General features: G+C 52.3%; 23 protein-coding genes. 6 read left to right on the top strand and 17 right to left on the bottom strand.

Features of this window, described 5'->3' with window-relative positions; translation table 11 throughout:
* Positions 1-113 precede the first annotated feature (113 nt).
* A complete protein-coding gene (locus tag F4V72_RS03140) occupies positions 114-1,445 on the top strand; it encodes an amino acid permease (RefSeq protein ID WP_023246607.1) in 1,332 nt (443 codons plus the stop codon).
* 25 nt (positions 1,446-1,470) lie between these two features.
* Positions 1,471-2,781: a serine dehydratase subunit alpha family protein gene (locus F4V72_RS03135; RefSeq protein ID WP_070801686.1), complete on the top strand. Its 1,311-nt coding sequence runs from the start codon at positions 1,471-1,473 to the stop codon at positions 2,779-2,781.
* Positions 2,782-2,893: 112 nt separating this feature from the next.
* Here the strand turns inward: F4V72_RS03135 and F4V72_RS03130 are convergent, their stop codons facing one another.
* On the bottom strand, positions 2,894-3,058 hold the full coding sequence (locus F4V72_RS03130) for a hypothetical protein (protein WP_023246606.1): 165 nt from the start codon (positions 3,056-3,058) through the stop codon (positions 2,894-2,896).
* A gap of 23 nt (positions 3,059-3,081) precedes the next feature.
* The gene (locus tag F4V72_RS03125) at positions 3,082-3,783 is read right to left on the bottom strand and encodes a pirin family protein (protein ID WP_023246605.1); all 702 of its coding nucleotides are present in this window, start codon (positions 3,781-3,783) and stop codon (positions 3,082-3,084) included.
* 104 nt (positions 3,784-3,887) lie between these two features.
* On the opposite strand from F4V72_RS03125, the gene yhaJ reads away from it, so the two are divergent.
* On the top strand, positions 3,888-4,784 hold the full coding sequence (yhaJ, locus tag F4V72_RS03120; RefSeq protein WP_079813170.1) for a DNA-binding transcriptional regulator YhaJ: 897 nt from the start codon (positions 3,888-3,890) through the stop codon (positions 4,782-4,784).
* Between the two features lie 38 nt (positions 4,785-4,822).
* Here the strand turns inward: yhaJ and F4V72_RS03115 are convergent, their stop codons facing one another.
* The 11 genes from F4V72_RS03115 to F4V72_RS03065 form a co-directional block, all read right to left on the bottom strand.
* A complete protein-coding gene (locus F4V72_RS03115) occupies positions 4,823-5,188 on the bottom strand; it encodes a DUF805 domain-containing protein (protein WP_023246603.1) in 366 nt (121 codons plus the stop codon).
* A 123-nt stretch (positions 5,189-5,311) separates the two neighbouring features.
* On the bottom strand, positions 5,312-6,298 hold the full coding sequence (locus tag F4V72_RS03110) for a glutathione S-transferase family protein (RefSeq protein WP_023246602.1): 987 nt from the start codon (positions 6,296-6,298) through the stop codon (positions 5,312-5,314).
* A gap of 67 nt (positions 6,299-6,365) precedes the next feature.
* On the bottom strand, positions 6,366-6,758 hold the full coding sequence (locus F4V72_RS03105) for a DoxX family protein (RefSeq protein WP_023246601.1): 393 nt from the start codon (positions 6,756-6,758) through the stop codon (positions 6,366-6,368).
* Between the two features lie 247 nt (positions 6,759-7,005).
* Positions 7,006-7,305, bottom strand: coding sequence for a YqjK-like family protein (locus tag F4V72_RS03100; RefSeq protein ID WP_000095496.1), 300 nt, complete (start codon positions 7,303-7,305; stop codon positions 7,006-7,008).
* Positions 7,302-7,700, bottom strand: a complete 399-nt coding sequence (locus tag F4V72_RS03095; RefSeq protein WP_000785626.1) for a phage holin family protein — start codon at positions 7,698-7,700, stop codon at positions 7,302-7,304. Before F4V72_RS03095 ends, F4V72_RS03100 begins: the two co-directional genes overlap by 4 nt.
* Positions 7,701-7,702: 2 nt before the next feature.
* Entirely contained in the window at positions 7,703-8,008 is a 306-nt protein-coding gene (locus F4V72_RS03090) for a DUF883 family protein (protein ID WP_000031219.1), read from the bottom strand.
* Positions 8,009-8,049: 41 nt separating this feature from the next.
* A complete protein-coding gene (locus F4V72_RS03085; RefSeq protein WP_023246600.1) occupies positions 8,050-8,418 on the bottom strand; it encodes a DUF1090 domain-containing protein in 369 nt (122 codons plus the stop codon).
* A 144-nt stretch (positions 8,419-8,562) separates the two neighbouring features.
* The gene (mzrA, locus tag F4V72_RS03080) at positions 8,563-8,946 is read right to left on the bottom strand and encodes an EnvZ/OmpR regulon moderator MzrA (RefSeq protein WP_053508244.1); all 384 of its coding nucleotides are present in this window, start codon (positions 8,944-8,946) and stop codon (positions 8,563-8,565) included.
* 3 nt (positions 8,947-8,949) lie between these two features.
* Positions 8,950-9,612, bottom strand: a complete 663-nt coding sequence (gene yqjA, locus F4V72_RS03075) for a DedA family general envelope maintenance protein YqjA (RefSeq protein ID WP_023246598.1) — start codon at positions 9,610-9,612, stop codon at positions 8,950-8,952.
* A gap of 347 nt (positions 9,613-9,959) precedes the next feature.
* Positions 9,960-10,736: a transcriptional regulator ExuR gene (gene exuR / locus F4V72_RS03070; protein ID WP_023246597.1), complete on the bottom strand. Its 777-nt coding sequence runs from the start codon at positions 10,734-10,736 to the stop codon at positions 9,960-9,962.
* A 193-nt stretch (positions 10,737-10,929) separates the two neighbouring features.
* On the bottom strand, positions 10,930-12,228 hold the full coding sequence (locus F4V72_RS03065) for an MFS transporter (protein WP_063390842.1): 1,299 nt from the start codon (positions 12,226-12,228) through the stop codon (positions 10,930-10,932).
* Positions 12,229-12,702: 474 nt separating this feature from the next.
* Here F4V72_RS03065 and uxaC point away from each other — a divergent pair, with 474 nt between their 5' ends.
* The gene (gene uxaC / locus F4V72_RS03060; protein ID WP_053508243.1) at positions 12,703-14,115 is read left to right on the top strand and encodes a glucuronate isomerase; all 1,413 of its coding nucleotides are present in this window, start codon (positions 12,703-12,705) and stop codon (positions 14,113-14,115) included.
* Between the two features lie 14 nt (positions 14,116-14,129).
* A complete protein-coding gene (locus F4V72_RS03055) occupies positions 14,130-15,617 on the top strand; it encodes a UxaA family hydrolase (RefSeq protein ID WP_063390840.1) in 1,488 nt (495 codons plus the stop codon).
* A 98-nt stretch (positions 15,618-15,715) separates the two neighbouring features.
* Here F4V72_RS03055 and sstT read toward each other — a convergent pair whose 3' ends face one another.
* The 4 genes from sstT to F4V72_RS03035 all read right to left on the bottom strand — a co-directional run bounded on the left by sstT (position 15,716) and on the right by F4V72_RS03035 (position 20,072).
* Complete coding sequence (sstT, locus tag F4V72_RS03050; RefSeq protein WP_136057989.1) at positions 15,716-16,960, bottom strand: serine/threonine transporter SstT; 1,245 nt, start codon at positions 16,958-16,960, stop codon at positions 15,716-15,718.
* Positions 16,961-17,213: 253 nt separating this feature from the next.
* The gene (locus F4V72_RS03045; RefSeq protein WP_001098835.1) at positions 17,214-18,182 is read right to left on the bottom strand and encodes a TerC family protein; all 969 of its coding nucleotides are present in this window, start codon (positions 18,180-18,182) and stop codon (positions 17,214-17,216) included.
* A gap of 268 nt (positions 18,183-18,450) precedes the next feature.
* Positions 18,451-19,449: a Gfo/Idh/MocA family protein gene (locus tag F4V72_RS03040; protein ID WP_023246591.1), complete on the bottom strand. Its 999-nt coding sequence runs from the start codon at positions 19,447-19,449 to the stop codon at positions 18,451-18,453.
* Between the two features lie 131 nt (positions 19,450-19,580).
* Entirely contained in the window at positions 19,581-20,072 is a 492-nt protein-coding gene (locus F4V72_RS03035; RefSeq protein WP_023246590.1) for a M48 metallopeptidase family protein, read from the bottom strand.
* Between the two features lie 85 nt (positions 20,073-20,157).
* On the opposite strand from F4V72_RS03035, the gene rlmG reads away from it, so the two are divergent.
* Positions 20,158-21,294 (top strand): 23S rRNA (guanine(1835)-N(2))-methyltransferase RlmG, encoded by a 1,137-nt coding sequence (rlmG, locus tag F4V72_RS03030; RefSeq protein ID WP_023246589.1) that lies wholly within the window; start codon positions 20,158-20,160, stop codon positions 21,292-21,294.
* Positions 21,295-21,330 lie beyond the last annotated feature (36 nt).

The following is a 21,330-nucleotide window of genomic DNA, read 5'->3' as shown; positions in this document are numbered from 1 at the left end:
GCGCGTATGATTTTCTTATTACAAGAAAGTACCTGCACCTCACGTTCTGCACATCGCCTTGCTGCGGCACGAAAAATAAAAAAACCTCTACCTACACATTGAGCGAGAATTCTATGGAATCGGCAAGTAATACCAGCGTAATCCTCGACGCATCAGCCCCGGCGCGTCGGGCAGGGATGACAGAAAGCGAATGGCGTGAGGCCATCAAATTTGATAGTACCGACACCGGTTGGGTCATTATGAGTATCGGGATGGCGATCGGCGCAGGGATCGTTTTCCTTCCTGTCCAGGTCGGCCTGATGGGACTTTGGGTCTTTTTACTCTCTTCTATTATTGGTTATCCGGCCATGTACTTGTTCCAGCGGTTGTTTATTAATACGCTGGCGGAATCCCCGGAATGTAAAGACTACCCCAGCGTGATCAGCGGCTATCTGGGCAAAAACTGGGGTATTTTATTAGGCGCGCTGTACTTTGTGATGCTCGTCATCTGGATGTTCGTCTATTCTACGGCGATTACTAACGACAGCGCCTCTTATCTGCATACTTTCGGCGTAACGGAAGGATTACTTTCCGATAGCCCGTTTTATGGTCTGGTGCTGATTTGCATCCTGGTGGCGATTTCCTCACGCGGTGAAAAATTACTGTTCAAAATTTCCACGGGTATGGTACTGACCAAACTACTGGTTGTTGCGGCGCTGGGCGTATCCATGGTTGGTATGTGGCACCTGTATAACATTGGCGCGCTGCCGCCGATGGCCCTGCTGATTAAAAACGCCATTATTACCCTGCCGTTTACGCTGACCTCAATTTTATTCATCCAGACGTTAAGCCCAATGGTGATCTCTTACCGTTCACGCGAAAAATCTATTGAGGTCGCACGTCATAAAGCGTTGCGCGCCATGAATATCGCGTTTGGCGTCCTGTTCGTTACCGTCTTTTTCTATGCGGTTTCCTTCACCCTGGCGATGGGGCATGACGAAGCGGTGAAAGCCTATGAGCAGAATATTTCCGCCCTGGCGATCGCCGCGCAATTTATTAGCGGCGATGGTGCTGGCTGGGTCAAAGTGGTCAGCGTGATTCTGAACATCTTTGCCGTAATGACCGCCTTCTTTGGCGTTTACTTAGGATTCCGCGAAGCGACGCAAGGCATTGTGATGAATATCCTGCGCCGCAAAATACCCGCAGAGAAGATCAATGAAAATCTGGTACAGCGCGGCATTATGCTTTTCGCTATTTTGCTGGCCTGGAGTGCCATTGTGCTCAACGCGCCGGTACTGAGCTTCACCTCTATTTGTAGCCCTATCTTCGGTATGGTGGGCTGTTTAATTCCGGCATGGTTGGTCTACAAGGTTCCCGCATTGCACAAATATAAAGGCGCCTCGTTGTACCTGATTATTATTACCGGTCTGCTGTTATGCGTTTCTCCGTTCTTGGCATTCTCTTGATATACCTGAGATTAAGGTTGTTGTTATGTTTGAATCTAAAATAAATCCATTGTGGCAAAGTTTTATCCTGGCCGTACAGGAAGAAGTAAAACCGGCGCTGGGGTGTACTGAGCCAATTTCACTGGCGCTGGCGGCAGCGGCAGCGGCGGCTGAACTTGACGGCACAGTTGAACGCATTGACGCGTGGGTTTCGCCCAATCTGATGAAAAATGGTATGGGCGTTACTGTTCCAGGAACGGGAATGGTAGGGCTACCGATCGCCGCGGCGCTTGGCGCGTTGGGCGGTGATGCAAAAGCCGGGTTGGAGGTGTTAAAAGACGCTTCCGCTAAAGCGGTTGCCGATGCAAAAGCGATGCTGGCCGCCGGACATGTCGCGGTGATGTTGCAGGAGCCATGTAATGATATCCTGTTTTCACGGGCGAAAGTTTATAGCGGCGATAGCTGGGCATGTGTCACGATCGTTGGCGATCATACAAACATCGTGCGGATAGAAACCGACAAGGGTGTAGTGTTTACCCAGGCCGATAATGCGCAGGGAGAAGAAAAAACCTCGCCACTGGAAGTGCTGTCTCATACCTCGCTGGAAGAGATTCTGGCGTTTGTGAATGCGGTGCCCTTTGACGCTATCCGCTTTATTCTGGATGCGGCCAGGCTAAACGGCGCGTTGTCGCAGGAGGGACTGCGTGGTTCCTGGGGGCTGCATATCGGTTCGACGCTGGCCAAACAGTGCGATCGCGGTCTGCTGGCGAAAGATCTCTCCACGGCGATTTTGATCCGTACCAGCGCGGCGTCAGATGCCCGAATGGGCGGCGCAACGTTGCCCGCGATGAGCAACTCCGGTTCCGGCAACCAGGGGATTACCGCCACAGTGCCGGTCATGGTGGTTGCTGAACATGTCGGCGCCGATGATGAGCGTCTGGCGCGCGCGCTAATGTTATCGCATTTGAGCGCTATCTATATTCACCATCAGCTTCCGCGTTTGTCGGCGCTGTGCGCGGCAACTACGGCGGCGATGGGCGCGGCGGCGGGTATGGCGTGGCTGATAGATGGTCATTATGACACTATCGCAATGGCTATCAGCAGTATGATTGGCGATGTCAGCGGGATGATTTGCGATGGCGCGTCGAATAGCTGCGCGATGAAAGTCTCCACCAGCGCGTCGGCGGCATGGAAAGCCGTGCTGATGGCATTGGACGATACGGCGGTGACCGGAAACGAAGGGATTGTGGCACACAATGTCGAACAATCTATTTCGAATTTATGTTCGCTGGCGTGTCGCTCAATGCAGCAGACAGACAAGCAGATCATCGAGATTATGGCCAGTAAAGCGCATTAATAATAACGCCCCGGCATGACGTCGGGGCGTTATGTTGCCCGATGATGCTGCGCTTATCGGGCCTACCCGCTGTAGGCCGGATCAGGCGCTTGCGCTGCCATCCGGCATGATTTCAGGCTGCGGCCTCTTCTTCTGCCAGCCGGACTTCGGCGTCCGCCACGATTGCTTCCAGTTCGGTTAGCATCTCTTCATAGCCCAGCGGCACAGTGGCGCTCATCGCCTCCTGTACGGCAGGTTTTACCACGGGCTGACGTTTCTTCGCCGATTTTTTGCTCATCTTACGACTCCTTTTCTGGCTGGCTACACCGGTAAATCTACCAGTAATGCGCGCAGCGGCGTATCGGCAACCAGCGTAATGTTAGGTTCATCACGAATAAATGCGCCATCTCCGCAGGTTAACGCCTCGCGTTCTTCATTGGGCGTCACCGCGTGGAACGTACCGTGAATCGACTGCAAATAGGCGCGCGGCCCGTGAAGCTGGAAATTAAGCGATTCGCCTTTCTCCAGCGTAATATGATGTACCCAGACCTGTTGGCGCAGTTGTAAGCTGTTTTGCTCACCGTCGGGCGACGCAAGAAGCTGTTGTTGCGCCGCCGAGAGTGGGATTTTTTGTACCAGCGCGTTTTCCCGTTCAGGACAGGCGTCAAGCCACAGTTGCATTCGGGTTAACGGCTTAACTTTGCTGAGATTATGTTCGCTGTAGCTAATGTCCGGCTGCGCGGCGAGCAGTAACGCTTCGCCCGCTTTAGCCTGTACATGGTTGCCGTCGCTGTCGCGATATTCTGCTTCGCCGTCCAGAACCAGGTTTAAAATATCCACCTTTGGATAAGTTCGAGGCTGAAAAGAGGCGCCCGGCGCCAGTACTTCCTGGTTCAGCACGCGCAGCGAAGCGTAGCCCAGCAGTGTAGGGTCGAAATAGTGTCCAAAGGAGAAGGTGTAGCGGGCCTGCAACCATCCATAGTCTGCCTGTCCACATTGTTTGGCGGTTCGGGTCGTAATCATCGTTATTAACCTCTCTTTACTCCCTTTTATGTTAAGGGGCTGGACGCTGTATTGTTAGCCAGATATTCTGCCCGGTATGTTCAAATTTCCTGAATGAGAACGCTATGGCTAAAGAGAGAGCGCTGACGCTTGAAGCATTGCGTGTGATGGACGCCATTGACCGCCGGGGCAGTTTTGCCGCAGCAGCAGATGAGCTGGGACGGGTACCCTCCGCGCTGAGTTACACCATGCAGAAGCTGGAAGAAGAGTTGGACGTTGTACTGTTTGATCGCTCCGGCCATCGTACAAAATTCACCAACGTCGGTCGTATGCTGCTGGAACGCGGGCGGGTATTGCTGGAAGCGGCAGACAAGTTAACGACGGATGCCGAAGCGTTGGCCCGTGGTTGGGAAACGCATCTGACGCTGGTCACTGAAGCTCTGGTACCGACGTCTGCTTTTTTTCCGCTGATCGACCGGCTGGCCGCCAAAGCCAATACGCAGCTTTCCTTGATTACCGAAGTACTGGCTGGCGCATGGGAGCGGCTTGAGCAGGGACGGGCGGATATCGTCATTGCCCCGGATATGCATTTTCGATCGTCGTCGGAAATTAACTCCCGTAAGTTGTATACGTTAATGAATGTGTATGTCGCCGCGCCTGACCACCCCATTCATCAGGAGCCGGAGCCGCTTTCGGAAGTGACGCGGGTTAAATACCGCGGCGTAGCGGTAGCGGATACCGCGCGCGAGCGGCCGGTATTAACGGTGCAACTGCTGGATAAGCAGCCACGTCTGACGGTAAGCACGATTGAAGATAAACGTCAGGCGCTGCTGGCCGGGCTTGGCGTCGCGACCATGCCGTATTCGATGGTGGAACAGGATATTGCTGAAGGGCGGCTACGCGTGGTCAGCCCGGAATCGACCAGCGAAATCGATATTATTATGGCCTGGCGGCGCGACAGTATGGGCGAGGCAAAAGCCTGGTGTCTGCGGGAAATACCTAAGCTATTCGCCGGAAAATAAATAGCGCGCGGCGCTTTAAAAGCGGCGCCGCGCCGCCATCAGGAAAAACGTTTCGGATCGGGGCCGAAGCGGTTGTCGCCCGGCGTACCATTCTGGCAGTTGAACGCGATGATGATAAGCCAGCCGATAATGGGGATAAGTAGCAACAGTAGCCACCATGCGGAGCGGTCAGTGTCATGCAGACGACGGAACTGCACGGCCCACCACGGTAAAAAGATCAGAACGCCGTAAATGGTGGTCAGAATGCCTTCACCCCCGGCGCGTTGCCAGCCGAGCATGGCGTCCAACAGGCCCAACACAAAGGTAAAGATGATATTGACCAGAATAAACATCCAGTACTCTTTGCGTCGCGCGCGGCCACCAAATCCCAGATAATTTTTTAAAACGTTTAAATACCAATCCATTTTCGCCTCAATAATCGTTCAATCACTTGTTTTTAAAGTAATCAAACTAAGAATAGCCGCGAATGAAATGCTGGTAAATATTTGTGATATTAATTAATAAGGCGTCCTGGAGGACGCCTGAAATTAGCCAAAGCGCACGTCGCGCCCGTGAGGTTCGAGCAGATCCTGCCACGGTCCGATAGAAATGATACCTGTGGGGTTAATCGTTTTATGGCTACGGAAATAGTGGTGACGAATATGGTCAAAATTAACGGTCTCAGCAATGCCCGGTATTTGATAGATATCGCGTAGGAAACCATACAGATTCAGGTAGTCGCTGATTCGGTATTTGTCGCATTTGAAATGAGTCACGTAAACCGGATCAAAGCGTACCAGGGTCGTCCATAAGCGGATATCCGCCTCGGTCAACTGGTTGCCCGTCAGATAGCGATGCTGTCCGAGAATCTGCTCCAGGCGCGCCAGCGCAGTAAACACCTTTTCTACCGCTTCATCATACGCTTGCTGGCTGGTGGCGAAGCCTGCTTTATAAACGCCGTTATTAACGCTGTCATAAATCCAGGCGTTTAACTCGTCAATTTTGCTTTGTAGCGCGGGTGGATAGTAATCTCCGGCTTTAGCGCCCAGCCCATCGAAGGCGGAGTTAAACATACGAATGATTTCGGCGGACTCGTTGCTGACGATAGTATGATTCTTTTTATCCCATAAGACCGGCACGGTGACGCGGCCGCTGTAGTGCGGATCGGCGTGCAGATACAACTGGTAGAGAAATTCATGCTGATAGAGTGTATCGCCGGTGGCCGCCGGAAAATCATCATCAAACGTCCAGCCGTTTTCCAGCATCAATGGATTCACGACGGAAACCGGAATAAACGGCTCCAGGCCTTTCAGTTTACGGAAAATGAGCGTGCGGTGCGCCCAGGGACAGGCAAGGGAAACGTACAGATGGTAACGATCTTTTTCTGCGGCGAATCCGCCTTCGCCGGAAGGTCCGGGCGCGCCGTCAGCGGTAAGCCAGTTGCGGAAAGCCGACGCTGAACGCTGAAATTTCCCCCCGGAAGATTTGGTGTCATACCAGGTGTCGTGCCAGACGCCATCGATCAGTTGTCCCATGTCTCTCTCCTTCAGATGACAAAAGCGAGGCGCTATTCCCTCGCTTTTTTAATTGAGTATAGATTGCTTACCACTTTTTATTCAGCAGACGGTCAAGGCTGAACGTGCCAGGCCCGGTTAACGCCAGTAATAAGAATCCGCCGGCAATGGTCAGGTTTTTCATAAACATCAGCGAGTTTACGCCTTCTGCAAAATTGCTATGGAAGATCAATGCCGTCAGCAACGTAAAACCAGCGGTAAAAAGCGCAGTGGTTCGGGTGAGGAACCCCAGCAGAATCGCCAGACCGCCGCCGAACTCAAGCAGTATGGTGAGCGGCAGCAGGAATCCCGGTACGCCCATCGCTTCCATATACTGTTGTGTGCCCGCATAGCCATTAATTTTTCCCCATCCTGCGGTAATAAACAGAACTGGCATTAAAATACGCGCTATCAGTACACCAACATCTTCTAATTTTTTCATTTTATTCTCCAGGAGGCCGATTCGGCTGCTGCTGCTATTTTCATGAGCAATGGCGCGGTGTAGAGCGTCATTGTTATCGCTGGAGAGAATCATAAACGTGGCGTACAGGAATTGTTAGCAAGGAAAACTGCCAAATTTTTTCAAAAAATTTGAGTGATTACTGAAGAGACGAGGTGTCTGAAAGTATCGCGCCATCAGGAGTAAGCGGGTGATAACCTGATGGCGCGATGCTATAAAAGAAAAGACATTAACCGCGGAGCTGTTGTTGACGGAGGGTAGTTTTTACCAGGCGCCATGCGCTCCAGATCCCCAGGCCGCGTTTCGCCCAGCGTACCAACATATTAGGATGACGGATGGTCCAGATGGCCATTACGCTGCTACCGACCAGCGCCCAGGAGCGCAGGCTTAACACGGTATTCCAGCCGCGATCGTAAGCGCCGGTGGTCTCCAGCCAGTCGCGACGGCTGGCCGATAGATCCAACCGTTGCTGCTGGATCTGACTGAGAAGCAGCGCTTTACGTTTTTCGCGTTCGCCTTTGCTGCTCACGACTGATCGTCCTCCAGAATTTGCCGATCGTTAGCCAGTTCGTGCCGTGTATGGCGCAATAGCGTGGACTGACGCGCTTTGCGTAACGTCCAGATGCCGCCGATTAGCGCAAGCACTAACAGCACAACGGTGGTCGCGATCATCGCGTTCAAACGGTACTGAGGATCAATAGCCCAGATGACCAGGACCATCAGGCTCATTAAGCCAAACGCAGCGAAGAGCATGGTAAGACCTACCATCAGCAAAAGCTGAAAGAGGTTCGCTTTCTCTTCTTCCAGTTCTACTACCGCCAGTCGCAGCCGGGTTTCCACCATCTCAACGATAATGGTGACAATCCGCTGCCCGATACCCAGTACGCTTTTGCCTGGTCCTTGTGCCTGTCGAGAGTCCGCCATAATTAACGACGCGTCAGCAGTACGCCCAACACCAGACCGACAGCGGCGCCAATGCCTACGCCTGTCCAGGGATTTTCGCGCACATAATCATCGGCGCGGGCGGCGGCGACGCGAGTCTGTTTGGCAATCACATCACCCGTTTCGCCCAGGCGGTAACGGCTCTCTTTCAGCGCGCGCTCGGCTTTGCTACGAATCTTACTCAACTCTTCTTTCGACTTTTCGCCCGAAGAGCTCAGCACTTCTTCAAGCGTATCAGTCAGGGATTTCAACTCAGCGCGCAGATGTTCCGTAGTGTTATCTTTCGACATAGTTTTCTCCAGGTGAGTGAGTATTTACATTTGGCGTTAATTTAGTAGTCTCTGGCCTCAAGTTTTTTTAGCTCATCCTGAGCCTCGGCCAGCTTACGTTCACGTTTGTCTATTTTATCCACATCGCCTTTTGCTTTTGCCTCGGCTAAATCACGTTGGCGTTCGGCTATCTCCTCTTTTTGCTCAGCGATCTTTTTCTGATGCTCGGCGCGTAGCTTGCTGTCAGTACAATTGGCGCGTACTTCGCTGAGCGCCTTGTTCAGACCCTCAATACGGCGCTGATTGTTGTGCTTTTCAGCGTAGCTAATTTCCTTTTGTATATCCTGCTCTTTTTCCTGACAAAGCGTATTAGCGTAGCTGCCGGCGCTAAGCGTAAAAAGCGTGATAGCCAAAGCGATGTGGTATTTCATTCCTGAACTTTCCCTTATGTTCGGACCCGTTGTCCGGGGCGGTAATCCCGATAATAACGCAGTGGGTTAAACACCGCTTTATTAATCATAGTCATTAAACAATGAAATCACCAAAGTGAGTGATATGATTCGGATTCCTGGAGATTAGCCAAAGCGGTGTGAGCTTTCCCGTAAGCGGGACAGCCACTGTACCGTTTCGTTGTCATCGTCCTGCTGAGCGACGACATAACCGTGTGGAAGCGTTTGATCAAGCACCGCTTTTGCTGCGGCGCTTTGCGCAGGGGAATCGAAGGTAATGAGCAGCATGTCATTTTTAGGCGTAATGCTTTTAAAATGAATGCCGTTCGCATCCAGATGATGCAGAACTGAAAAGCCGTCAGGCATACTGGCGCCGTGGTTAACCGCGCGAATGGCTAGCGTCGACTCTTGCTGACGCAGCGTTGACCACGCCACCATGAGTACGGTCAGCATCAGTAGAAAAGCGCTGATCCAAATGAGTTGTCGGGCAGTTATGCGTGTTTTAAGCATAAGTTATCCCCGGCTCCCATACTTCTTTTTCCACAGCATGACCAGCGAACCCGCCAGGCCAAAAAAGAGCAGCACCACGGGCAACAGCATCAGGCATGACATTAACTGATCTTCATATTTCATAAAGACGGGCGTTTTGCCCAGCAGATAGCCCAGCGACGTCAGGATAAGCACCCACAACAAGCCGCTTATCCAGTTGAAGAACTGAAAGCGCGCGTTATTCAGGCCGGATATGCCGGCAATAGTGGGCAGCAGTGTTCTGACAAACGCGATAAAACGGCCTATCAATAATGCCGACAGACCGTGTTTATGGAAAAGGTGGTGGGCACGTTGATGATAATGTGCGGGGAGATGAGAGAGCCAGTTTTGCACGGTGCGGGTATTCCCCAGCCAGCGGCCCTGAATATAGCTAACCCAGCAGCCCAGGCTGGCCGCGACGGTAAGCAGCAAAATGGTTTGTGGAAAACCCATTGCGCCTTTGGCGATCAGCACGCCGACCAGGATTAACAGGCTGTCGCCAGGTAAAAAGGCGGCAGGGAGCAGCCCATTTTCCAGGAACAAAATCATAAATAACACAAAATACAACATGCCAATCATGGAAGGATTGGCCAGAGTTTCAAAGTCCTGAGCCCACAGGGCATTCAGCAATTGAGTCAGTAGTTCCATTCAGTATTCCTGGAGAATCGGTTAACGTCACGCCGGTGATCTAAGCTTTGCACTACCGCAACAGAGTTGGAGTTTTTATCAGCGTTGCGGAAACGGCAAATTCGCGGCCTGAACTATTCCTTGTTAAGTTGTGAAGTAAGCAAGCACTAACACACAAAAATTCAAAATGCATCTAATTGTAACAAAGGTCAACGAAGTCCGTTAAAGAAATTACGCGTCGTTGAGCTTTGATTTTGCTTATCGCAAAGGAGGGTGGCGAGAGGATTTACACAGGCTGACACTTTATACTTTACGCTGACCAAGCGCCGCGGCAGACGCCATCTACACGCCTGCTGCGGTAAAAACGGTTATTTTGCGCCGCCAGAGACGGTATCAAGGTGTACAACCGGATTTTCGGCAAACAGATAGCGATCGGCATTAAATTCGAAATCATCGCTGGTTTCATTAAATAACATCTGTTTCGTGTTCTCCAGATGCTGCCACATCGCCACTTTGGCGGCGTGAGGATCTTTACGAATCAGCGCGCGCAGGATCTGGTCGTGATCGTCGCACCAGTTGTCAACCGTGCGCAAGTCAATGTGATCATGCAATTTTTTCCAGTAAGGGTTGTGTACGCGTTGTGTCCACATCTTATCGACAATGGCAGCCAACGCGGAGTTTTGCGTGGCTAACGCTACCTGAACATGGAATTGCAAATCCCATTCGGAGTCGCGAAAACATTTTTCATTACGCGCTTTTTCCTGGATTTCCATCAGCTTCATGATGTCTTGCTTCGTGACTTGCGTCGCGGCGAACTCGGCGATATTGCTCTCTATCAATTGTCGTGCCTGAAGCAGTTCGAAAGGGCCATAATTGGCGAATTCCAGCTTTTCATCCGGAACGATATAGTGTCTGGGCTGGTTGGAAATAACATGAATGCCGGAACCTTTACGGACTTCGACATATCCTTCCACCTCCAGCATGATGATCGCTTCACGAACCACGGTACGGCTGACGTTTTTTTCCTCGGCAATAAATCGTTCTGCGGGCAGTTTATCGCCAGGGTGGTAAAGACCCTGTTCAATACGCGCCTTCAGATCGGCGGCAAGCTGTTGATATAAACGTCGTGGTTCGGTGATTTCCATATGCGCTCCAGGCATGATACGGCAGATTCCATTTGTTATACCACTTTCGTAAAGGCGCCACCACTCGCAACCATACGAAAAAGCCATCGGACCTGGTGAATCGGATGCCTGTTTGAATCCTTTGCCACTTTTTTGCCGGGTGGGATAATTCCCACCGACTTGCTATATCAACAGGTTATCACGCTGTCGGGAATCAGCTTTGTGTTGCAGGAACATGTATCTGACTGGCGGTAGTTTCACTGGCGGGTTTATTTTGCAAAACCGTCCAGATAACTAACGCGCCGAGCAGATCGAACACCGCCAGTACAGCAAACAGCGGGCTAAAGCCGATAGTATCCGCCAGAGCGCCGACGACCAGGGCGAACAGGGTACTTGCCAGCCAGGCGGACATCCCGGTCAGGCCGTTCGCTGTCGCGACTTCATTACGCCCGAAAACGTCAGAGGAGAGCGTAATCAGCGCGCCGGAGAGCGCCTGGTGCGCAAAACCGCCGATACACAGTAACATAATGGCAATGTACGGACTGGTGAACAGGCCAATCATCCCTGGGCCTATCATCAGCAGAGCGCCAAGCGTGACGACCATCTTACGGGAAACAATCAGGTTTACGCCGAACCAACGCTGGAATAACGGCGGCAGATAACCGCCAATAACGCAGCCAAGATCGGCAAACAGCATCGGCATCCAGGCGAACATCGCAATTTCTTTCAGGTTAAAGCCATAGACTTTAAACATGAATAACGGAATCCACGCGTTAAAGGTTCCCCATGCCGGTTCAGCCAGAAAACGCGGCAGAGCGATGCCCCAGAACTGGCGGTTACGCAGAATTTGTAAGGCAGACATTTTTTTCGCATTGTCGGTCTGATGTTGCGCTTCCTGACCAGTAATAATGTAATCGCGCTCTTCATCGGTCAGCTTTTTCTGGTTGCGAGGATGCTTATAAAAGAGCAGCCATGACATCGCCCAGATGAAACTCAATACGCCGGAGATAATGAACGCCATCTGCCAACTGTGCATGACAATTGCCCAGACCACCAGCGGTGGCGCAATCATCGCGCCAATAGAGGAACCGACGTTAAAATAGCCCACGGCGATAGAACGTTCTTTCGCCGGAAACCACTCGGAGCTGGCTTTCAGGCCCGCAGGGATCATCGCCGCTTCCGCCGCGCCTACCGCCCCGCGCGCCAACGCCAGGCCACCCCAGCTTCCCGCCAGCGCGGTGGCGCCGCAGAATACGGCCCATGCGATAGCGAAGAAAGCGTAACCGATTTTTGTCCCCAGAATATCTAATACATAGCCTGCGACAGGCTGCATAACGGTATAGGCAGCAGAATAAGCAGCGATGATATAAGAATACTGTTGGGTGGAGATGTGTAACTCTTCCATCAGCGTCGGCGCTGCTGCCGCCACCGTGTTTCGTGTCAGGTAGCCCAGCACGGTACCCACCGTCACCAGTGCTATCATATACCAACGTAACCCTTTAATTTTACGCATCTAAAACCTCATCGTTTTGTCATTTCCGCAAGGAACACGGCCATCTTCCTGCTCGCGGCGGGGGATGTTCATTCAGGAAGGGGAATCGGAAAAAAATCCGGTACGCCCCGACTCTGCCATCAAACCACTGTGTTCATTCGGTTTCCGTACCGGTCAATTCGATGGTGACGCCATCGATAACTGCGCATTCCGTCGGCTTATATATCGCGCCGGCAGAAAGATAACTTGTCATACATCTTAAAAAGGTGAATGACATCACAAATGCGTGAATCTTAGTGTGGTCATTATTTGGTTTCAGCCATGCCAGTTCTGGCGCGCCTTTCCGGGAAGTTTATTTCTTTTACGGGGATTTATTTGTTGATGTTTATTGATCTATCTCATGAAAAGTTGTTCAGTATATGGAAATTGGTGTGATAACTTTGACAACATCAAGACATAAGCAATCTGCTGCTCTTGTTGATGAGGATGATGACCATGACGCCGTTTATGACCGAAGATTTTTTACTGGATACTGAGTTTGCCCGCCGTCTGTACCATGATTATGCGAAAGACCAGCCGATTTTCGACTACCATTGCCACTTACCGCCGCAACAGGTTGCCGAAAATTACCGTTTTAAGAATCTGTATGACATCTGGCTGAAAGGCGATCATTACAAATGGCGCGCAATGCGTACCAACGGCGTGCCGGAGCGGTTGTGTACCGGCGATGCGTCCGATCGTGAGAAATTCAACGCCTGGGCCGCTACCGTTCCGCATACCATTGGCAACCCGTTATACCACTGGACGCATCTGGAGCTACGCCGTCCGTTTGGCATCACTGGTACATTGCTGTCTCCGGCTACTGCGGATGAGATCTGGGAGCAGTGTAACGCGCTGTTGGCGCAGGAGGCTTTCTCCGCGCGCGGTATCATGCGGCAGATGAATGTGAAAATGGCAGGTACGACCGACGATCCTGTCGATTCGCTGGAACACCACGCCGCGATCGCGAAAGATGACACTTTTGACATTAAAGTGTTGCCGAGCTGGCGTCCGGATAAGGCGTTCAACATTGAACTGGCAACCTTTAGTGATTACATGACCAAACTGGGCGAGGCGGCGGATACCGACATTTGTCGCTTTAGCGATCTGCAAACCGCGCTGACTAAACGTCTGGATTACTTTGCTGCGCATGGCTGTAAAGTCTCTGATCATGCGCTGGACGTGGTGCTGTTCGCTGAAGCCAGCGAGGCTGAACTGGACGGTATTCTGGCGCGTCGTCTGGCGGGAGAAACCCTTAGCGAGCACGACGTGGCGCAGTTTAAAACGGCAGTGCTGGTGTTCCTTGGCGCTGAATATGCGCGTCGCGGCTGGGTTCAGCAGTACCACATTGGCGCGCTGCGTAATAACAACCTGCGTCAGTTCACATTGCTGGGGCCGGACGTGGGCTTTGACTCCATTAATGACCGTCCGATAGCGGAAGCGTTATCTAAATTGCTCAGCAAGCAGAACGAACAGAATCTGCTGCCGAAAACTATTCTCTACTGCCTGAACCCGCGCGACAACGAAGTGATCGGCACCATGATCGGCAATTTCCAGGGCGAAGGGATGCCCGGCAAAATGCAGTTTGGTTCCGGCTGGTGGTTCAACGATCAGAAAGATGGCATGGAGCGTCAGATGACACAACTGGCGCAACTGGGCTTGCTGAGCCGCTTCGTCGGTATGCTGACCGATAGCCGCAGCTTCCTGTCTTACACCCGTCATGAGTATTTCCGCCGCATCCTCTGCCAGATGATTGGTCGCTGGGTCGCCGCGGGCGAAGCGCCGGCTGATATCCAGTTACTGGGTGAGATGGTGAAAAATATTTGCTTTAACAATGCGCGTGATTATTTCGCCATTGAACTGAACTAAGGTCTGGGGTTGATATGCAATACATCAGGATCCACTCGCTGGATAACGTCGCGGTAGCGCTGGTCGATTTAGCGCAAGGTACGCCAGTAAGCGTCGATAGCCAAACTGTGACATTACGCCAGGATGTTGCGCGTGGACATAAATTTTCTTTACGTGACATAGCGATGGGTGAAAATGTCATTAAATATGGTCTGCCGATCGGCCATACGCTGGCGGATGTCGCAGTGGGAGAACATATTCATGCGCACAATACCCGCACCAATCTAAGCGATGTGGATGCGTACCGCTATCAACCTGATTTCCAGACGTCTCCGTCACAGCCTGCGGATCGGGAGGTTCAGATCTATCGTCGCGCCAGCGGTGACGTTGGCGTGCGTAATGAGCTGTGGATTTTGCCAACCGTAGGCTGCGTAAACGGTATTGCGCGCCAGATCCAGAAGCGCTTTTTACAAGAGAGTGACAACGCAGAAGGCACTGACGGCGTATTTCTTTTTAGCCACACTTACGGCTGCTCTCAGTTGGGCGATGACCACATTAATACCCGCACCATGCTGCAAAATATGGTTCGCCATCCGAATGCGGGCGCGGTGTTAGTGATTGGCCTGGGCTGTGAGAATAATCAGGTTGATGTGTTCCGCGACACGTTAGGCGAGTTTGACTCTGAGCGCGTGCATTTTATGGTTTGCCAGCATCAGGATGATGAAGTCGAGGCGGGCGTTGAACATCTTCATCAGCTTTATAGCGTAATGCGCCACGATAGACGCGTACCTGGCAAACTGAGCGAGCTGAAATTTGGCCTCGAGTGTGGCGGATCGGATGGGCTGTCAGGGATCACCGCCAACCCAATGCTGGGACGATTTTCCGATTATGTGATTGCCAACGGCGGCACCACAGTACTGACGGAAGTGCCGGAGATGTTCGGCGCAGAACGGTTGCTGATGAGCCACTGCCGTGATGAAGAGACATTTAGCAAATTGGTGACGATGGTGAATGACTTTAAGCGATACTTCATCGCCCATAACCAACCAATCTATGAAAACCCGTCGCCGGGCAACAAAGCAGGCGGTATTACCACGCTGGAAGATAAGTCGTTGGGCTGCACTCAAAAAGCGGGCTCCAGCCCGGTGGTGGATGTGCTGCGTTACGGAGAACGTCTGAAAAAAGCGGGTCTGAATCTGTTAAGCGCGCCGGGTAACGACGCCGTGGCAACCAGCGCGCTGGCAGGAGCGGGATGCCATATGGTGCTATTCAGTACCGGGCGAGGAACACCCTACGGCGGATTTGTCCCCACGGTAAAAATCGCCACCAACAGCGAACTGGCGAGCAGAAAAAAACACTGGATTGATTTTAACGCCGGACAACTCATCCAGGGCAAAGCGATGCCGCAGCTCTTAAATGAGTTTGTCGATACCATCGTTAAGATTGCTAACGGCAAGCAGACCTGCAACGAGCGTAATGACTTCCGTGAGCTGGCGATCTTTAAGAGTGGTGTCACCTTATAAAAAGCGCCGGATGGCGACGCTAACGCGTCTTATCTGCGAACGTAGGCCGGGCAAGCGGATCTGCCGGATAGCACGCGCTATCCGGCATCAATAATAACTTAGCTGCGCAAGGCGTTATTCGCCAGACGTTCGTCCTCTGCCTGGCAGGCTGCCGCAGTGAACAGAACATCGGTAGACGAGTTCAGCGCCGTTTCACACGAATCCTGCAATACGCCGATAATAAAGCCGACCGCAACCACCTGCATCGCGATATCGTTCGGGATACCAAACATGTTGCACGCCAGCGGAATCAGTAACAATGAACCGCCTGCCACGCCGGAGGCGCCGCAAGCACACAGCGAGGCCACTACGCTCAACAGCAGCGCTGTGGGCAGATCCACCGGTACGCCTAACGTATGGACTGCCGCCAACGTCAGAACCGTAATGGTAATTGCCGCGCCGGCCATATTGATGGTGGCGCCCAGCGGAATGGAAACGGAGTAAGTATCCCTGTCCAGATTCAGTTTTTCGCACAACGCCATGTTCACCGGAATATTGGCGGCAGAGCTGCGGGTAAAGAAGGCATAAACGCCGCTTTCACGCAGGCATGCGAACACCAGCGGATAAGGGTTACGACGAATTTTCCAGAATACTAACAGCGGGTTGACCACCAACGCGACCAGAATCATACAGCCAATCAAGACGACCAGCAGGTGCGCATAGCCCCACAGCGTGGAGAAACCGGTGGTTGCAAGCGTTGATGAAACCAGGCCAAAGATACCGACTGGCGCGAAACGGATCACCAGTTTCACCATAAAGGTCACGGCGTTGGACATATCGTTCACGAGGTTTTTGGTGGTCTCATTACCATGACGCAGGGCAAATCCCAGACCGACGGCCCACACCAGAATCCCAATATAGTTGGCGTTCAGCAGCGCGTCGATGGGGTTCGACACCATACTCAGCAGCAGGCCACGCAGGACTTCTACAATGCCGGATGGCGGCACGATATCCTGAGCGCTGCTGGACAGATGCAGCGTTGAAGGGAAGGCGAAGCTGAACACGACGGCCGCCAGCGCGGCTGAAAAGGTGCCTAGCAGATAAAGAAAGAGAATAGGGCGAATATTGGTTTTTTGACCGTGCTGGTGGTTGGCGATCGAGGCCATTACCAGCATCAGCACCAGAATGGGGGCGACCGCTTTTAAGGCGCCGACGAACAGGGTGCCAAGCAAGCCAACCGCTTCCGCCGCAGGCTTAGAAACCCATGCCAGTAAAATTCCCAGTACCAGACCCACTAAAATTTGTTTAACCAGACTGCCTTGCGCTAAACGCTGTAGTAGCCCTGATGCACGTTGCGTAGCCATTTCATGTTCCTTGTATTGTGTTGCTGTTCATCCCCTGCACGCTCTTACGGCGCATCTTTCAGGATGTAACAAAGTGTTTGCCTGGTTGAGTATAAGGAAAGTTGAAGGTTCGGGAAGCGAAATATCCTGGATTTTTTGCTGTGATCATGTTTTATAACTTTATATTAACAGTATTGTGACATGTTAAACAAAAACGCCCGGCAAGTGTGCGCCGCCGGGCGTTTTTGATGGGGCAGGTTACCCCGATAATAGCTTATTGCGCTCGCAGTTTCTTATCGCGCTGATGGTTAACCCAGGCGTTAATCACCAGCGTAACGGTCAGAATGCCAAACACTACGCCCAGCGAAATTGCGATAGGAATATGATAGAAGTCGACGATCAGCATCTTAATGCCGATAAATACCAGAATGACCGCCAGACCATATTTCAGCATCGAGAAACGTTCCGCCACGCCGGATAGCAGGAAGTACATCGCGCGCAGGCCCAGGATAGCAAACAGGTTAGAGGTCAACACGATGAACGGGTCGGTGGTGACCGCAAAGATCGCCGGAATACTGTCAACGGCGAAGATTACATCGCTGAACTCAACCATAATCAGCACCAGCAGCAGCGGCGTAGCATACAGCAGGCCGTTTTTGCGTACGAAAAAGTGCTCGTTCTCGATCGTATCAGTCATGCGCAGATGCCCACGCAGCCAACGCACCATCGGTTTTTCGCCAATGCCGGATTCGTCTTCTTTCGCCAGCGCCATTTTTACGCCGGTAAACAGCAGGAAGGCGCCAAACACATACAGCAGCCATTCGAACTGGGTGATAAGCCAGGTACCGGCAAAAATCATGATAGTACGCAACACAATCGCGCCAAGAACCCCATACACCAGCACCCGGCGTTGCAGGGCCGGAGGGACGGAGAAATAGCTAAACAGCATCAGCCAGACAAAGACGTTATCCACGGCCAGCGACTTCTCAATCAGATAGCCGGTAAGGAACGCCAATGCCTGCGGGTCAGCAACTTCGCGCCCTTGCGTTTCAGCCAGATACCACCAGAAAGCGGCGTTAAACAGTAACGAGAGCGTTACCCACAGGATTGACCATCCCGCCGCTTGTTTCATCGACATAGCATGTGCGCCGCGGCGCCCCTGCAATAACAGGTCGATGGATAGCATTATCACCACAACAACCGCGAATCCACCCCATAATAATGGCGTACCGACAGTATTCATTATTTCTCCCCATGCAAAAAAAACGGCTAACGCCGAATAGCATTAGCCGCTGCTTTTATGCATAGACCTTGCCATTCGGCAAGGTCTCACTTACAACAATAAAGGAATACGCTGACGCATTCCTTTATGGCTGCCCGGTGACCGGATGTGGTGTTGCACACATCGTAATGACGATCGACCGACAATGAAGTTACTCCCCTTTGCGCGTAACAAAGTATGACAGGCCATGCGTAGAGTCAATGGCCTGTAACATAGGATTTACTTAATTTTACGCGGAAAGGGGATGGGTCAGACCGTCCGCCGGGAAGATAACCCCGGTTTGACGGCGTATTTCTGTCAGCCATTTTGCCGTGGCGCGACTTAGCGACAACCCCGAATGTTCCACGGCGTGGTTCTCAATAAGATGGGCAAACGCCTCGGCCTCATACAGCATAGTATTAATATGCTGAGGCTGGGTCAGATCCTGCATCAGCGCGCCGCGCGGCGCAAAACACACTTTCTGGCATTCCGACAGCTTTTCAATCACCAGCGATCCCGCCTCGCCCTGAATTTCACTGGCCAGTACCGAGTCGCTGACTTTGGAATGCTGTAGCGTGACGCTAAAATCGCCGTAATCCATGACCACGACACCGTGCGCATCTACCCCGCTTTCCAATAAACTCGCCGACGCCTGAACGCTGCGCGGCTCGCCCCATAGCGCGATCGCCGACGCCAGACAGTAATACCCGATATCCATAATCGAACCATTGGCGAAGGCCGGATTAAACGTATTCGGATTTTCACCGTTCAGATAGCGCTGATAACGTGAAGAGTACTGGCAGTAATTTAGGAATGCTTTATGCATTCTGCCGATTTTCGGCAACGATTCCCGCAGCAGCAGGAAATTGGGCAGGCAGGCGGTTTTAAAGGCTTCAAACAGTACCCGCTGGTTATCGCGCGCGCAGGCGATAGCGGCATCAACCTCCGCCAGGTTAGAGGCCAGCGGCTTTTCGCACATGACATGTTTTTTATGCTGCAAAAAGCGCTGCGTCTGGGAGAAATGCAGGGAATTCGGGCTGGCGATATAAACTGCCTCTATCGCGTCGCTTTGCGCCATCGCTTCCAGCGAGGTAAACAGATGCTCGACGGGATAATCATTTGCGAAAGACTGCGCCTGTTCAAGACTACGGGAGTAAACGGCGGCGAGCCTGAATTTGCCGGTTTCATGGGCGGCGTCGACAAACTGACGCGTGATCCAGTTAGTACCAATTACAGCGAAACGTATCATAAACGTCAGCGGACTCCAGAAAGGGATTTTCGTCAATGTAGCACGCCTTTCCGCCCTTGCCAGTGCGCTGCGACGCACTCTGGCATTTTACTGGCGAGAAGGGCACCCGTGTGCGCTATCGGCCCCAATAGTTACGCCAGCGCCTGATGCGTCAGCCACAGGCGAGTATCAAACTCCAGTTGATGGTACTGCGGTTCCATATGGCAGCAGAGCTGATAAAACGCTTTGCTATGCTCTTTCTCTTTCAGGTGCGCCAGTTCGTGAATCACAATCATCCGTAAGAATGGCTCCGGGGCGTTGCGAAACACGGTGGCGATGCGGATCTCCGCCTTTGCCTTGAGCTTGCCGCCCTGAACGCGCGAGACGGCGGTATGCAGCCCCAGCGCATTTTTCAGCACATGGATCTTGCTGTCATACATCACTTTATTGATGGGCGGCGCGTTGCGCAGAAACTGACTTTTCAGCTCCTGAGTATAGTGATATAGCGCTTTGTCAGTGGCGTAATCATGTGCGCCGGGATAACGTTTTTCCAGCACCGCTCCCAGGCGCTGCTCGGCGATTAAGGTGCGCACCTGGGCAAGGAGATGTTCCGGATACCCCTGAAGGTAAGTTAGTGAGGTCATCAAAGCTCCATGTTGCTGATAAAAAGTGTATACTCACGCACCCTTTTCAGGGATAACGCCGCAATTTTACCATTCAGGAGGCCCAATGAGCCACGTAGACGACGGTTTCCGTTCACTGACGCTGAAACGTTTTCCGCAAACGGATGATGTTAACCCGCTTCTGGCGTGGGAGGCGGCCGATGAATATCTGCTGCAACAACTGGATGAGACGGAAATTCGCGGCCCGGTGCTGATCCTGAATGATACGTTTGGCGCGCTAAGCTGCGCGCTGGCGGAGCATTCGCCATACAGTATTGGCGATTCGTATTTAAGCGAACTGGGTACGCGAGAGAATTTACGCCATAACGGCATCGCGGAGTCCAGCGTAACGTTTCTCGATAGTACCGCTGACTACCCGCAGGCGCCAGGCGTTGTATTGATTAAGGTACCGAAAACACTGGCGTTGCTGGAACAGCAGTTACGCGCTTTGCGTAAGGTGGTTACGGCGCACACGCGTATTATCGCTGGCGCGAAAGCGCGTGATATTCATACCTCTACGCTGGAACTGTTTGAAAAAGTGCTGGGTCCAACCACAACGACGCTGGCGTGGAAGAAAGCGCGTCTGATTAACTGTACCTTCAGCAATCCGCAACTGGCCGCTGCGCCGCAAACGCTAAGCTGGAAACTGGAAGATACTGGCTGGACGATTCACAACCACGCGAATGTATTTTCTCGTACCGGATTGGATATCGGCGCACGCTTCTTTATGCAGCATCTGCCGGAAAACCTCGACGGGGAGATTGTCGATCTCGGCTGCGGCAACGGGGTGATTGGCCTGAGCTTACTGGCGAAAAATCCGCAGGCGAACGTGGTATTTGTCGATGAATCGCCGATGGCGGTAGATTCCAGCCGTTTGAATGTAGAAACGAACCTGCCGGAAGCGTTCGAACGCTGCGAATTTATGATCAACAACGCGCTCTCCGGCGTGGAGCCGTTCCGTTTTAACGCCGTTTTCTGTAACCCGCCGTTCCACCAGAAACATGCGCTGACCGATAATATCGCCTGGGAGATGTTCCATCATGCCCGCCGCTGCCTGAAAATCAACGGCGAACTGTATATTGTGGCGAACCGCCATCTGGACTATTTCCACAAGTTGAAGAAGATTTTCGGTAATTGCGCGACGATAGCAACCAACAATAAATTTGTCATTCTGAAAGCGGTGAAGCAGGGACGCCGTCGATAAGGCGCTCAAGCGTCTTATCCGGTCTACAACCGGTAT

Origin of the sequence: Salmonella enterica subsp. diarizonae, assembly GCF_008692785.1 — a bacterium.
In the GTDB taxonomy this organism is placed as follows: domain Bacteria; phylum Pseudomonadota; class Gammaproteobacteria; order Enterobacterales; family Enterobacteriaceae; genus Salmonella; species Salmonella diarizonae.
This window is presented reverse-complemented; position numbering and strand designations above follow the sequence as displayed.